At 66.7% G+C, this 12,645-nt stretch carries 15 protein-coding genes; 7 read left to right on the top strand and 8 right to left on the bottom strand.

Translation table 11 applies throughout. From position 1 onward, the window contains the following. Positions 1-123 precede the first annotated feature (123 nt). The 3 genes from NDI89_RS06645 to NDI89_RS06635 all read left to right on the top strand — a co-directional run bounded on the left by NDI89_RS06645 (position 124) and on the right by NDI89_RS06635 (position 2,719). Positions 124-540, top strand: coding sequence for a cobalamin B12-binding domain-containing protein (locus tag NDI89_RS06645; RefSeq protein WP_277520734.1), 417 nt, complete (start codon positions 124-126; stop codon positions 538-540). Positions 541-542: 2 nt separating this feature from the next. Beyond that, on the top strand, positions 543-1,631 hold the full coding sequence (meaB, locus tag NDI89_RS06640; protein ID WP_277521302.1) for a methylmalonyl Co-A mutase-associated GTPase MeaB: 1,089 nt from the start codon (positions 543-545) through the stop codon (positions 1,629-1,631). Positions 1,632-1,774: 143 nt separating this feature from the next. Beyond that, positions 1,775-2,719 (top strand): alpha/beta fold hydrolase, encoded by a 945-nt coding sequence (locus NDI89_RS06635; protein WP_277520732.1) that lies wholly within the window; start codon positions 1,775-1,777, stop codon positions 2,717-2,719. Here the strand turns inward: NDI89_RS06635 and NDI89_RS06630 are convergent. The 3 genes from NDI89_RS06630 to NDI89_RS06620 form a co-directional block, all read right to left on the bottom strand. After that, positions 2,716-3,387: a DUF502 domain-containing protein gene (locus tag NDI89_RS06630; protein WP_277520730.1), complete on the bottom strand. Its 672-nt coding sequence runs from the start codon at positions 3,385-3,387 to the stop codon at positions 2,716-2,718. The two genes, NDI89_RS06635 and NDI89_RS06630, sit on opposite strands and share 4 nt — an antisense overlap. Before the next feature lie 93 nt (positions 3,388-3,480). Then, the gene (locus NDI89_RS06625) at positions 3,481-3,873 is read right to left on the bottom strand and encodes a Zn-ribbon domain-containing OB-fold protein (protein WP_277520729.1); all 393 of its coding nucleotides are present in this window, start codon (positions 3,871-3,873) and stop codon (positions 3,481-3,483) included. Next, positions 3,870-5,036 carry a thiolase C-terminal domain-containing protein gene (locus NDI89_RS06620; RefSeq protein ID WP_277520728.1) on the bottom strand — a complete coding sequence of 389 codons (1,167 nt, stop codon included), beginning with the start codon at positions 5,034-5,036 and terminating at the stop codon, positions 3,870-3,872. The genes NDI89_RS06625 and NDI89_RS06620 overlap by 4 nt, the downstream gene beginning before the upstream one ends. A gap of 164 nt (positions 5,037-5,200) precedes the next feature. Between NDI89_RS06620 and NDI89_RS06615 the strand changes: the two genes are divergently transcribed. Further along, positions 5,201-6,268, top strand: coding sequence for a M42 family metallopeptidase (locus NDI89_RS06615; protein ID WP_277520727.1), 1,068 nt, complete (start codon positions 5,201-5,203; stop codon positions 6,266-6,268). A gap of 135 nt (positions 6,269-6,403) precedes the next feature. On the opposite strand, the gene NDI89_RS06610 is transcribed toward NDI89_RS06615, so the two are convergent. Beyond that, positions 6,404-7,117, bottom strand: coding sequence for a hypothetical protein (locus NDI89_RS06610; protein WP_277520726.1), 714 nt, complete (start codon positions 7,115-7,117; stop codon positions 6,404-6,406). 365 nt (positions 7,118-7,482) lie between these two features. Beyond that, complete coding sequence (locus NDI89_RS06605; protein ID WP_277520725.1) at positions 7,483-8,907, bottom strand: heme o synthase; 1,425 nt, start codon at positions 8,905-8,907, stop codon at positions 7,483-7,485. 154 nt (positions 8,908-9,061) lie between these two features. Between NDI89_RS06605 and NDI89_RS06600 the strand changes: the two genes are divergently transcribed. After that, on the top strand, positions 9,062-9,388 hold the full coding sequence (locus tag NDI89_RS06600) for a DUF7410 domain-containing protein (protein WP_425607753.1): 327 nt from the start codon (positions 9,062-9,064) through the stop codon (positions 9,386-9,388). 3 nt (positions 9,389-9,391) lie between these two features. On the opposite strand, the gene NDI89_RS06595 is transcribed toward NDI89_RS06600, so the two are convergent. Next, on the bottom strand, positions 9,392-9,688 hold the full coding sequence (locus NDI89_RS06595; RefSeq protein ID WP_277520723.1) for a DUF7111 family protein: 297 nt from the start codon (positions 9,686-9,688) through the stop codon (positions 9,392-9,394). A gap of 104 nt (positions 9,689-9,792) precedes the next feature. Here NDI89_RS06595 and NDI89_RS06590 point away from each other — a divergent pair, with 104 nt between their 5' ends. Together NDI89_RS06590 and NDI89_RS06585 are read left to right on the top strand one after the other, a co-directional pair. Next, positions 9,793-10,710, top strand: coding sequence for a DUF3267 domain-containing protein (locus NDI89_RS06590; protein ID WP_277520722.1), 918 nt, complete (start codon positions 9,793-9,795; stop codon positions 10,708-10,710). 31 nt (positions 10,711-10,741) lie between these two features. Next, on the top strand, positions 10,742-11,041 hold the full coding sequence (locus NDI89_RS06585; protein ID WP_277520721.1) for a PadR family transcriptional regulator: 300 nt from the start codon (positions 10,742-10,744) through the stop codon (positions 11,039-11,041). A 13-nt stretch (positions 11,042-11,054) separates the two neighbouring features. Here NDI89_RS06585 and NDI89_RS06580 read toward each other — a convergent pair whose 3' ends face one another. Both NDI89_RS06580 and NDI89_RS06575 read right to left on the bottom strand, forming a co-directional pair. Continuing rightward, the gene (locus tag NDI89_RS06580) at positions 11,055-11,285 is read right to left on the bottom strand and encodes an antitoxin VapB family protein (RefSeq protein ID WP_277520720.1); all 231 of its coding nucleotides are present in this window, start codon (positions 11,283-11,285) and stop codon (positions 11,055-11,057) included. A 94-nt stretch (positions 11,286-11,379) separates the two neighbouring features. Next, positions 11,380-12,525 (bottom strand): acyl-CoA dehydrogenase, encoded by a 1,146-nt coding sequence (locus NDI89_RS06575; RefSeq protein WP_277520719.1) that lies wholly within the window; start codon positions 12,523-12,525, stop codon positions 11,380-11,382. Positions 12,526-12,645: the final 120 nt, after the last annotated feature.

Raw genomic sequence — 12,645 nt, 5'->3', positions numbered from 1 at the left:
GAGGCGGGGGTCGCCACTACCCGAACCGACGTTACTCCGACCGCTCCCGAGGGAAGTCCACGACACCGAATAACACAACCATTTTCCGTTAAAGTCAAACAGTCGGCTCGGGTACGTGCCCGTATGAGCAGCGAACAGGAAGCGGAGTCGATTCGGTGTCTCGTCGCCAAAGTCGGGCTCGACGGTCACGATCGCGGTGCCCACGTCATCGCGCGGGCGTTCCGGGACGCCGGCTTCGAGGTCATCTACTCCGGACTGCACAAAGCGCCGGAGGAAATCGTTCAGGCCGCCGTCCAGGAGGACGTCGACGTGCTCGGCATCTCTATTCTCTCGGGCGCTCACGACACGCTCGTCCCGAAGATCATGGACGGCCTCGAGGAGTACGGCGCCAAAGACGACACGCTGGTCCTCGCCGGCGGCGTCATCCCGGAGGAGGACCGCGAGGGGCTCAAAGACGCCGGCGTCGCGGCCATCTTCGGCCCCGGGACCTCGATCGAGGAGACCATCGAGTTCGTTCGCGAGAACGCGCCGCAGCGATGAGCATGGATCCCGACGACGAAGCGCTCCTCGAGGCGCTACTGGCGGGTGAACACCGCGCGCTCGCTCGGGTCATCTCGAAGATCGAGAACCGGTCGCCGGGCTACCGCGATCTCGTCTCGGAACTGTACGCGCACACGGGCAACGCCGACGTGATCGGAATCACGGGCAGCCCCGGCGCGGGCAAGTCGACGCTGGTCGACAAACTCGCCGAGGAGTACCGCGACCGCGGCGAGACGGTCGGCGTTATCGCGATCGACCCCTCCTCGCCGTTCACCGGCGGTGCGGTCCTCGGGGACCGGATCCGGATGGCCTCGACCGTCGGCGACATGGACGTCTTCGTGCGCTCGATGAGCGCTCGCGGGACGCTCGGCGGCCTCTCGACGGCGACCGCGGACGCGGTCAAGGCGATGGACGCCTTCGGCAAGGACAAGGTCATCATCGAGACCGTCGGTGCCGGGCAAAACGAGATCGACATCGTCCGCACCGCCGACACCGTCGCCGTCCTCGTCCCGCCCGGCTCCGGCGACGACATCCAGACGCTGAAAGCGGGCATCCTCGAGATCGCCGACGTCTTCGTCGTCAACAAGGCCGACCGCGACGGGGCGGACAGAACGGTGCAGGAACTGCGGGAGATGGTCCACCTCGGCGAGGAGGGCGGACTCGGCGGTGGCGGCCACCACGGTGCCGGCGCGATGGGCGGCGGGAACGGCCGGGACGAGGTCGGCGAGGGAGACGATTCGGAAGACGGCTGGACGCCACCCATCGTCGAAACGGTCGCCACGAAGGGGACCGGCGTCGAGACCTTCATCGACGAACTCGCGAATCACCGCACGTACCTCGTGGACTCCGGCACCCGCGCCGAGAAGGCCCGTCAGCGCTACGCCGAAGAGATCCGCACCCTGCTTCGCGAGGACGTCCACGCCATGCTCGAGGACGAACTCGCCGCGAGCGGCGGGATCGACGACCTCGCCGACGCCGTCCGCCGGGGCGAGACCGACCCCTACTCGATCGCCGGCGACGTGCTCGCGCCCGTCGCGGCCTGCGTCGAGAACCTCGAGACCGACGCCGATGCGGACTCGGGCACTGAGTAGGTCGAATCTCCGGGATTGGGGAGTGGCCGCCGGGGGTCGGTTCTCGATCGCTGGGCGTTGGGTTCCCCTCGCTACGCCGACCGATTCGCACGAGATCCGAACCGAACCCGAAACCTAAGAGCATCGACGACTTATCTCCCCGTATGAAAGCCCGAACAGTCCTCGGTGCGGCCCTCGGAACCGTCGGCGGTGCGGTCCTCGGCAATCGCCTGCTCAAGCAGCGTGCAAGCGATCTCGAGAGCCCCCTTCCCGGTATCGAACGGACGTATCGCTGGCGCGGGATCGAGACGACCTACACCGTCGCCGGCGATCCGAACGATCCGGACATGCTCCTCCTCCACGGGATCTACACGGGGGCGAGCAGTCACGAGTTCGAGCCGATCGTCGAGCGATTGGCCGAGGACTACCACGTGTACGCGGTCGATCTCCCGGGATTCGGCCGCTCGGAGCGGCCGCCGCTGGTCTACTCCGCGACGCTGTACGCCGAATTCCTCCGCGACTTCGCCGCCGACGTGACCGACGAGCCGATCGTCCTCGCATCGTCGCTCACCGGCGCGTTCGCGGTCGACGCCGCCGACGAGACCGCATTCGAACGCCTCGTGTTGATCTGTCCGACCGGCGAGACGACCGACGAACGGCCGTGGGTCCGAACGCTCCTGCGGACGCCCATCGTCGGCACGACGCTGTACAACCTGCTCGCGAGCAAACCCTCGATCCGGTACTTCTACGATCGCGACGGCTACTACGACTCCGACCGGATCGATCCGGACGAAGTCGCCTACGCCTGGGACAGCGCCCACCAGCCCGGCGCGCGCTACGCCCCCGCGTCCTTCGCCGCCGGCTCCCTCAACGCCGACTTCGACCTCGCAACGGAGCTGGCCGCCCTCGAGACGCCGACCACGCTCGTCTGGGGCCGCGACGCCGAACTCGTCCCGCTCCGGGACGGCCGGGACCTCGCCGAGGCCGCCGATCTCGACCTGGTCGTCATCGACTACGCGACCCAGTTGCCCCACGCCGAACACCCCGACAAGTTCGTCGAGTACCTGCGCGCCGAACTCCCGCGAGCCGATCTCGGTACCGGCGACTAGTCGGCCGTCTCGGGAGATTCCGCCGCGGGGGAGTCGAGCGTCGGTAGCGTCGCTGACTCCCGTTCCTCGCCCATCCCGGTCGTGACGATCAGGCGCATTCCGCGGCGGACGCTCATGTCGATCTCGTGGACCTGATCCTCGGAGAGCAACACCAGTTTCCCGCCGGTCGGGTTCGGGCTGTTCGGCAGAAAAACGTTGTAGACGTCCCCTCCCGCGAAGTCGGCGACCGCTTCCGGGCTCTCTCCCGTCACCAGTCCGATCATGTATACGTCCTCGCGGGGGTATTCCACCAGCACGACGCTCTCGTAGGCCGTCCGCCGCTCGACCAGAGCGTCGGCGACCTGTCGCACGCTCGAGTAGATCGTGCTGACGAGGGGGACGACGTTGACGAGTCGACCGACGTTTCCGAACAGGTGCCGACCGACGCTCCGCTGGGCGAGGAAGCCGAGCGCGACGATCGCCGCCAGGATGACCGCGACGGCCAGCAACTGCGCGACGATTTCGACATTGGCCGTATACCGCGTCAGTCCCGCGGCGTCGACGACCGGATCGACGAATCGGACGGTCCAGTTGACGAGGAATCGCAGGACGTACAGCGTGACTACGAGCGGAGCGACGAGGATCAATCCCGCGATGAAGCTGCTCTTGATGGCGGCCGAGACGTTCATACCGCCGTTCTGCCCGCACGGATAAAAATATCCACCGGCGAGGGAGCGACACGGTCGTCCGACCGCGCCGAAAAGAGGGACGATCCCGCCGATTCAGGCCGGCCGAAGCCCGATCACGCGCTCGTCCGTCGTCTCTGAGACCGTGATCTCGAGAGCGACCGTCAGCCCGGTCTCGACGTCGTCCGGATCCGTTCCGACGACCTGTCCGGTGAGCCGAACGGGACCGAAGTCGACGACGGCCGTCGCGTAGGGAGCGTCCTCCTCGAACGCCGGCGTCGGGACGTGCGTGACGGTGTACGTCTGGATTTCGCCCGTCTCGGGCAGGTCGACCTCCTCGAGATCGGTCGACCCGCAGTCGGGGCAGACCCGACGGGGCGGCAGGGAGCCGTGACCGTTCGCACACTCGAGGTAGTAGCCCTTGCCGTCTTCGGCGGCGTCGAGCCACTCGTCGAAGCCCGCGTCGGGGACGCGCTCGGAGTCGCTCATCGGTCCACCTCCAGCACGTGAACGGTCGCACTCGCGACCGTGCCACCCGCGTTGTGGGCGACGCCGGTCGTCGCGCCCTCGACGTGGTCGCTGTTGGGGTGTTCGCCGGCCAGCAGATCGGTGACTTCGGCGATCTGGGACGCGCCGGTCGCGCCGACCGGGTGGCCCTTCGCCTTCAGTCCGCCCGAGAGGTTGATCGGCGTCTCGCCGTCCGCCGTCGTCCGGCCGTCGCGGGCCGCCGAGATCCCTTCACCGATCGGCTCGAGATCGAGCGCCTCGAGCGCGAGCACTTCCGCGATCGTAAAGCAGTCGTGGACCTCCGCGACGTCCACGTCGCCGGCGTCGACGCCGGCGTCGGCGTAGGCTTCCTCGCCGGCCTCGCGTGCAGCGGGCGAACGGGCGAGGTGCTCGCGGTCGTGCAGCGCCATTCGGTCGCCGCCCTGTCCGGTACCGGTGATCGCGACCGGGGCCTCGAGGTCGTGCTCGTCGGCGTAGGAATCGCTCGTCAGAACCAGCGCGGACGCGCCGTCGGAGATCGGGCAGGCGTCGTAGAGGCCGAGCGGTTCGGAGACCGGCGGGGCCTCGAGGACGTCCGAGACCTCGATCGCGCTCTGGTACTGGGCCTTCTCGTTGGTCAGGGCGTTCGCGTGGTTCTTGACCGCGATGTGGGCCAGATCCTCGCGCTCGCCGCCGAACTCGTCGAAGTAGGCCTGTGCCATCAGCGCGTACGCGCCGGGGAAGGTCACGCCGGCTCGCACCTCCCAGAGGTCGTCGGCGGCGATCGCGAGCGCCTCGGTCGCGCCCGCGGTCCCGAGGTTGGTCATCCGCTCTGCGCCGCCGACGAGCAAGACGTCGTTCTCACCGTTGCGGAGTCGCTTGACGGCTTCGCGGACCGCGGTGCCACTCGAGGCGCAGGCGGACTCGTAGCGGGTCGCGGGGGCCTGTACGCCCGCCGCTTCGGCCATCAGCGGTCCCTGGTGCCCCTGATGTTCGGCGAGTTCGCCCATGAAGTTCCCATACAGAACGGCCTCGACATCGTCCCGCGGAACGCCGCTGTCCTCGAAGGCCGCGATGCTCGCTTCGGCAAAGAGATCACGGCTGGTTCGCTCGGGAGTGTTCCCGAACGAGGTCAGCCCCGTGCCTGCGACACGTACGTCTTTCATGTCTGTCCGTGTAGGAGGTCGGCCGGTTAATACTCCGCGGTTACGACGCGGAGCGTCGGCTAACTGAACTTATCCGACCGCGAGACAACTACTGGCGACACGGTTCGCGGCAGCGCTCGGATCGTTTCCACGCGCTTATATGATATCACGTTACACGGCAATGCATGCCAACCGTTCCATTCGATTCGGCTCTCCTGACCGAACTGACGGAGACGAGCGGCGTCCCCGGGTACGAGGACCGCGTTCGCGACCTCGTCGTTCGAGAACTCGAGGAGGCCGTCGATAGCGTTCGCACCGATGCGATGGGCAACGTCGTCGGGACGCTCGAGGGGGAGAGCGAGTATTCGGTGGCCGTGGCGGCACACATGGACGAGATCGGCTTCATGGTGCGTCACGTCCGGGGCGACGAGGACGGCTACGGCTTCGTCGAACTGGACGCCCTCGGCGGCTGGGACGCGCGCGTACTCAAGGCTCAGCGCGTGACGATCCACGCCGCAGACGAGGACATCCCCGCCGTTATCGGCTCGCCGCCGCCGCATACGCTGGACGAAACGGAACGGGAGAAGACCCCGGACGTCGAGGACGTCGTCGTCGATCCCGGCCTCCCTTACGAGGAACTCGCGGAACGCGTCTCGCCCGGCGACCTCGTGACGATGTCGCAGACGACCGAACGCGTCGGCGAGACGATCACCGGCAAGGCCCTGGACGATCGGGTCTGCCTGTTCGCCATGCTCGAGGCCGCCCGGCGACTGACGACCCCCGACGTGACGATTCACTTCTGTGCGACCGTGCAGGAGGAAGTCGGGCTCCGCGGTGCCCGCGCCCTCGGCGTCGACATCGACCCCGACCTCGCGCTCGCGCTGGACGTCACCGTCGCCAACGACATCCCCGGCTTCGACGACGGCGAGCGCGTCACCGAACTCGGTAACGGCACCGCGATCAAGCTCAAGGACTCGAGCGTCATCACCAACCCGAAACTCCACGGGCGACTCCAGTCGATCGCCGAGGACGAGGAAATCGACTACCAGCTCGAAATCCTCCCCGCGGGCGGCACCGACACCGCCGGCTTCCAGCACACCGCCGGCGCGAAGCCGGTCGGTGCGATCTCGATCCCCACGCGATACCTCCACACCGTCACCGAGACCGCCCACGTCGACGATATCGCGGCGACGATCGACCTGCTCGAGGCGTTCCTGGCGACGGAAGACGGCGAGTACGACTACACGCTGTAAGTTCCGTCCGGGTCGGTTTTGCAGTGTCCGCTATCGCGACTGTCGCCCTTTCGATATCGAACCCGGTCGCCGATCCACGGACGCGGTCAGTCTCGGCGCTTCCCGATGTGTTCGATACCGACGACCGAATGACCGCTAGGAGGTCACGGTCACCTCGCCGTCCGTCGTCGAGACGGGACGCGGATCGCCGTCGTCGTCCTCGAACCGATCGCTCGTCAGCCGGAGCGCGGTCGTCCCCGACTCGACGCCCTCGATCGTCAGGGTCGCGAGCTGAACGTCCGTCGCCCCGGGCTCAGCGGTTTCGTTCACGTCCAGGGCCTTGACCGTCACTGACGACCCGTCGTCGGCCACACTGACGCTCGAGAGATTCTCGAAGTCGTCGGCGATCGTGGCGTTCTCGATGGTGACAAGGCCGGTGTCGGCCGTAACCGTACTCTGGAATCCGGCCATTCCCTCGGATGCCGACTCGAGGACGAGCGGGAGAGTCGTACGCTCTCCGGAGTCGACCTCGGCCGAGGAGAGGGTGATATCGTCTTCGTCGCCGCTCGTGCTATCATTTCCGCTACCACTACCGGTGTCTGAACTATCGTCGCCGTTGCTCCCGCCGCTGCCACCGGTTGTGGTACCACCATTCCCACCGCTGATATCGGTGGGAGTATCGTCGTCCTCCTCAGTGGTATCGGTAGACCCGTTATCCGTCGAAGTATCGTCGGTCTGGCCCTCCGATTCCGGGTCGTCACCCTCGCCGCTGGTCGCATCGTCGGACCCGTTTCCGTCCGACGTCTCGGAGTTCGTCGGTTGTGACTGTGTGGTCGTCGCCTGTCCCTCGGATCCGTCGCCTTGAGACATATTGAGACCCATCGCTCCGACGAACGCCGCTCCCGCAATCAGTATCAGTACGACTCCGATGATCGCTACTTTCGCCCCCCAGTCCATATCATAAACGACCCTCAGATATATATTTAGCTATTTTTATTATTATAATTAAGTGTAATAGCCGGCAACTTATATAATTCCTGTCTCTTAGTGAGTGGCGTTCGTGATATCGAGAGACGGAATCGGGTGCAGTGACTGCGTCGCTCGAACCGCTTTCTTATATGCCGAGCAAAACCGGATATTCTCGAACGCTCCGCGGTGAGATTCGCGGAAATCGGGAACAGTGGCCCACGTTGGATTCCTGGTCTCGCAATGGTTCCGAAGTACGGCGACCGCCCTCAGAACGCGAGCGCGTCGATCAGGATCGCAACGAGTACGGCACCGAGGAACGCGTTCGAGGCGTGGAACGACCGGAAGGCGGCGGCCTCCGTCTGTTCGAAGTGGAGCCGAACCGCGGCCCAGAGGAAGACGCCGCCGAAGACCACGACGGTGCCGGCGTACAACACGCCGAGGTCGGTGAGCAGGGCCAGCGCGATCGAGCTCACGAGCGTGGCCGCGATGTAGTAGAGGATGTGCTTCCGGGTGACGGTCTCGCCGCGGACGACCGGCATCATCGGGAACCCGCCGCGGGCGTAGTCGTCCTTGTAGGCCAGCGCGAGGTTGTAGAAGTGCGCCGGCGTCCAGAGGAAGATGACGCCCGCGAGCGCGAGGCCCGGCCAGCCGATCTCGTTCGTGACGGCGGCCCAGCCGATGAGCGCCGGTAAGGCACCCGCAGCGCCGCCGATGACCGTGTTCTGCACGGTGTTCGGCTTGAGGAGGAGCGTGTAGACGACGCTGTAGAACACGATCGCGGCCAGCCCGAGCGCCGCCGCGAGCCGGTTGATCGTCAGGAAGGCGGCCAGCGACGCCGCGGTCAGTGCGGCGCCGAACAGCAGGGCGTTTCGAACGGGAATCAGATCGACCGCCAGCGGCCGATCCGCAGTGCGCGACATCTTCTGGTCGACGTCGCGCTCGAGGACGTGGTTGAACGTGCCGCTCGCACCGATCGCGAGGACGCCGCCGCCGAGGGTCGCGACGATGGTGTAGATCTCGAGTCCGTCGCCGGCGGCCAGCGCCATGCCCGCGGCGGCGACGAGACAGAGCAGCCACATCAGCCGCGGTTTCATCATCTGGAAGTACGCGAAGGCGGTGAGTCGGGCGCGAGCGAGGCGGCTCGTCGGAAGCGTCCGTTCGGGTGCGGCCGGGCCGTCCTCGAGTTCCTCGATCGGTTCCGGTGAGTCGATGGCATCGTCTTCGGTTCCGGTGGCGATCTCGAGGTCCCACGCGAGCGCGGCAACGACCCCCGTGAAGATCACGAGCCCGAGCGCGAGGTGGAGACCGGGAAGGATTGCGTCGGGGCCCATCGTCGCAGTAATGGCACCGACCCCGACCTGCACGGCGTAGAGCACGGCGGCGACGACGAGCGTCGCTCGGACGCGACGCGATACGTCACCGAGGGTCGCGGCGACGGCCGTCATCGCGACGAGCAGGCCGACGACGACGGCGGCGATCCGGTGTCCCCACGCGATCGCGAGTTCGGTCTGGTTCAGCGGGTCGACCGGCGTGTGACAGGTCGGCCACGTCGAACACGACGCGGCCGCGTTCGTCAGCGACGTCGTCGCGCCGACGATCAAGAGCAGGTAGACGCCCAGCGCGGTCGCTGCGAGCAGTGCGGAGAAGCGACGGCGCGTACCGATCGGACGGGGAAACGACTCTGTTACCACGGCTATTCTCGTCTACAGTCTTCGACTCCGCGTATTTAGGGGTCCCGCTTTTTCCCACCGCTCTGACCATCGCAATCGCGAGTAGTGTCAGCCATGGGGACAGTGTCCGAGCACAGACCAAAGAACGATCCGGTCTCCCGTGGTAGCCGTTCCCGTGCCCGGCGAACCGCGCGCCCGATCGCCCGCAGTCGGAGATCCGACCGAAGCCATCCCCGCCACCGGTGGTGTCGAGTTCGACGCCCGCGACGACCAGTCCCCCGTTCGGTGCCCCTACTGCGATCGACCGTTTCGGCGCGATCGGTACGAGTCCCTCCACCGCGGCCGGGAGCATCCGGACCGCCTCTCCGACCGCGAACGCGCCGTCTTCGAGCGGGCCGCTCGCTCGGAACGGGCGGAACTGCGGCGGTTTCGGCTGTACGCGCTCGGCACCCTCGTCGCGCTCTACTTCGGACTGCTGATCACCGCCGCGTTCGTCGTCTGAGGGTCACATACCCATGTCTTCGGCGGCGTCCGGCACCGGGAGCTCGTGCGGGGAGACGCCCAGCAACTCTCCGGCGTGATCCAGCGCCATGTCGAACCCGTAGTAGCGCTCGAGTTCGTCGCCGTCGGCGGACGGTCGCACTTTCAGCATCGCGTACCCCTCGATGTTCTGTGCGATCGCGGCCGTCCCGCCCGCGCCGTACTCGCCGGGGTCGCGTTCGAACGCGAGGACTCGTTCCGTCTCGGTTTCGTCGTAGGTCGCCCTGATCCCGTTGGCTTCGGCCGTCCGATCGTCGGTCATAGTCGGCACTCGGGAATCGATCACCGGGAACCTGTCGGTTCCGGTCGAGACGTCCGGGACGAACATCGACACCGATTTTTCGGTCGCCTTCGAGGGTTCGTGCAGTGAGCCGTTCGGAACCCGTCACGGCCAGTCGCCCGCTTGCGACGTTTCGACTGACGCGATCAGTCGCGCTGCAGTGGCTCGTCGTCTCCGCCGTGGGGTTCTTCGGATTCGTCTACTGCTTCGGGCACGTCCTCGCGTGGATTCGAGGCGTTCCGCTCGAACCGATCGTCATCGCGCCGTCCTCCCCGCCGACGGTGCTCGGCTGGGTCGCCGTCTCCCTGGGACTGCTCGTCTGCGTCGTCGTCCCCCACGAGCTGCTCCACGGCGTGTTCATGGCCCGGTACGGCGAGTCGCCGAGCTACGGGATCGGCGTCTCCTACTTCGTGTTGCCGTACGCCTACGCCGAGACCAGCGGCGCGAGCTACACCCGAAACCAGCTCCTCGTCGCGCTGCTCGCCCCGTTCGTGGTGATCACTGCCGTCGGACTCGCCGCGATGGTCGTCGTCCCGACGCCCCTGTTGCTCGTCCCGCTCGCGGCGAACGCGGCCGGTTCGATCGGCGACCTCTGGATGGCCGCCGTCCTGTGTCAGTACCCCGCCGACGTGCGCGTGGGTGACCCGCCCGGCGGCGTCCGGGGATTCGGACTCTACGGCTCGAGCGACCGCCCGGTCAGCCGACGCCCGGGCATGAGACTCCTGTCGCGATTCGTGACCGGGAGCGTCGGAACCCTCGCCGCGGTGGCGGCGTACGCGCTCCTCGCTGTATTCCTTTCGCTGGCTTTCGGCTCCGGCGACGTCGTACTCGGCGATCCCGACCAAGGCTGGCTGCTCTTCCGTCACGACCGCCAGCCCGGCGGCAGCGCGCTCCTCGAGATCGGTGACGGCGCCCTCCTCGGCCTGGCTACCCTCGGCGGCCTCGTCTGGACGCTCGTGACGGCCGTTCGCCGACGAGTCAGCCGCGGTCGCGAGGAACCGTAACGCTCGAGCGCGTGTACGTCGACCGCGACGTATGAGCAAGTTTCTCCGCAGCGGCCGGCGGCGGGACATCTGTTTCCTGCTCGCGGCCGCGGAGGACGGCGAAGCGCGCGGCCAACAGCTCAAGTCCAGCCTCGAGTCACACTACGACGACCGGCTCGATCCCAAATCGTTCTACGGTTCGCTGTCGGCGCTGGTCGACGCCGGTTTCGTCGAGAAACGGACCGAGGGTCTTCACGACGTGTACGCGCTGACCGACGGCGGTGAACGACGAGTTCGAGAGCACTACGAGTGGGTCGGGGACTGTCTCGAGACGGACGCCGAGTCGCCGTAACCCGGCCCAGCGATCATTCGAACCACTCGCTCACCTCGCGGACCTCCTCGAGATCGGCGCGGTCGACGTCGTCGATCGCGTCGCGAATATCCTCGACTTGTTCGTCGTCCAGCACGGCCCGAAGCTCGCCGAGCGTCGGGCCGCTGATGAGCCGCTCGACGGCCTCGCTGACCGACTCGTCGCTCCGTCGTTTCGATTCGATCCGTTCGTAGACGCGATCCTCGAGGCGAACCTGCTCTGACATCCCTGGTGAGAAGGGTAGCGCTGCAACCGAATCAATATGTGGGTACCCGAAACCGAGCCGGGCGACGGAACGAACGAGTCCGACGGCCGACAGCTTATTGGTCGAGCAACTGGTCGCCGATCGTGTTCCGGAGCACTTCGCTGGTGCCCTCGTAGATCTCGTTGAGCTTGGCGTCTCGGTAGAACCGCTGGGCGGCGAAGTCCTTGGTGTAGCCGTAGCCGCCGTGGATCTGAATGCCCTCGTTCGCCACCTCACGGCTCACTTCCGAGGCGTAGAGCTTGGCCTGCGAGGCGTCCTTGATGTAGTCCTCGCCGCGGATCTTCTTGTCGGCCGCCTTGTGCATGAGCATCGTCGCGGCCTGGATTTTGGTGTCCATGTCCGCGAGCTTGTGTTTGATCGACTGGAACTCCCCGATCGGCTGGCCGAACTGCTCGCGCTCGTTGGCGTAGTCCCGTGCCTCTTCGAAGGCCGCGCGGGCGATGCCGACGCCGCGAGCGGCGATGGTGATGCGCCCGCCGTTGAGGGTCTTCAGCGCGTGGACGAAGCCGTCGCCCTCCTCGCCGAGCAGCCGGTCCTCGGGAATCCGGAGGTCGTCGAACCGGAGTTCGGCGGTCGGACAGCCCTTGTCGCCGAGCTTGTCCTCCGTGCCCTCGACGATGAAGCCGTCGTCTTCCTCCGGGCGGACGATGAAGGAGGAGATCCCCTTGTTGCCCGCGTCGGGATCGGTCTTCGCGAAGAGAGTGACCGTGTCGGCCACCGAGCCGTTCGAAATCCAGAGCTTGCCGCCGTCGATGACGTACTCGTCGCCCTCCTTTTCGGCGGTCGTCTCCATCGCCGGCACGTCGCTGCCCGCGCCGGCCTCCGAGAGCGCGAACGCCCCGATATCCTCGCCGGCGGCCACCGGCGTCAGGAACTCCTCTTTCTGGGACTCGTCGCCGAACTCGTAGAGCATGTTCCCCGCGAGCGACGTGTGGGCGGCGACGATCGTTCCCAGCCCGCCCGAGCCGCGGGCGATCTCCTCGAGGCCGATCGCGTACGAGTGATAGTCCAGCCCTGCGCCGCCGTACTCCTCGGGGAACGGCATCCCCATCAGCCCAAGGTCGGCCATTTCGCTCACGAGGTCGGCGGGGAACTCGTCGTCGTGGTCGATCTCGTCGGCGACGGGGACGACCTCCTCGTCGACGAACTCCGAGACCATGTCGCGAATCTGCTGTTGCTCGGCCGAGAGTGCGAAGTCCATATCACGGAATTAGGAATCGTGACCCTTTACTGTTCTCTCTTTCCTCGATCGTGCTCCTCAGTACCACGCTACGGGAGCGTCGCGAACTCCTCTGGTGTACCGATGACGAACCGCTATCTC

Origin of the sequence: Natrinema salsiterrestre (assembly GCF_029502005.1) — an archaeon.
GTDB lineage: Archaea > Halobacteriota > Halobacteria > Halobacteriales > Natrialbaceae > Natrinema > Natrinema salsiterrestre.
The sequence above is the reverse complement of the archived record's forward strand: the minus strand, read 5'-3'. Positions and strand labels throughout refer to the sequence as shown.

Bases quoted from the DNA above. Each gene is read 5' to 3' on its own strand.
- NDI89_RS06645 (WP_277520734.1), top strand. From the start codon at position 124: ATGAGCAGCGAACAGGAAGCGGAGTCGATTCGGTGTCTCGTCGCCAAA.
- meaB (WP_277521302.1), top strand. From the start codon at position 543: ATGGATCCCGACGACGAAGCGCTCCTCGAGGCGCTACTGGCGGGTGAA.
- NDI89_RS06635 (WP_277520732.1), top strand. From the start codon at position 1,775: ATGAAAGCCCGAACAGTCCTCGGTGCGGCCCTCGGAACCGTCGGCGGT.
- NDI89_RS06630 (WP_277520730.1), bottom strand. From the start codon at position 3,387: ATGAACGTCTCGGCCGCCATCAAGAGCAGCTTCATCGCGGGATTGATC.
- NDI89_RS06625 (WP_277520729.1), bottom strand. From the start codon at position 3,873: ATGAGCGACTCCGAGCGCGTCCCCGACGCGGGCTTCGACGAGTGGCTC.
- NDI89_RS06620 (WP_277520728.1), bottom strand. From the start codon at position 5,036: ATGAAAGACGTACGTGTCGCAGGCACGGGGCTGACCTCGTTCGGGAAC.
- NDI89_RS06615 (WP_277520727.1), top strand. From the start codon at position 5,201: ATGCCAACCGTTCCATTCGATTCGGCTCTCCTGACCGAACTGACGGAG.
- NDI89_RS06610 (WP_277520726.1), bottom strand. From the start codon at position 7,117: ATGTCTCAAGGCGACGGATCCGAGGGACAGGCGACGACCACACAGTCA.
- NDI89_RS06595 (WP_277520723.1), bottom strand. From the start codon at position 9,688: ATGACCGACGATCGGACGGCCGAAGCCAACGGGATCAGGGCGACCTAC.
- NDI89_RS06585 (WP_277520721.1), top strand. From the start codon at position 10,742: ATGAGCAAGTTTCTCCGCAGCGGCCGGCGGCGGGACATCTGTTTCCTG.
- NDI89_RS06580 (WP_277520720.1), bottom strand. From the start codon at position 11,285: ATGTCAGAGCAGGTTCGCCTCGAGGATCGCGTCTACGAACGGATCGAA.
- NDI89_RS06575 (WP_277520719.1), bottom strand. From the start codon at position 12,525: ATGGACTTCGCACTCTCGGCCGAGCAACAGCAGATTCGCGACATGGTC.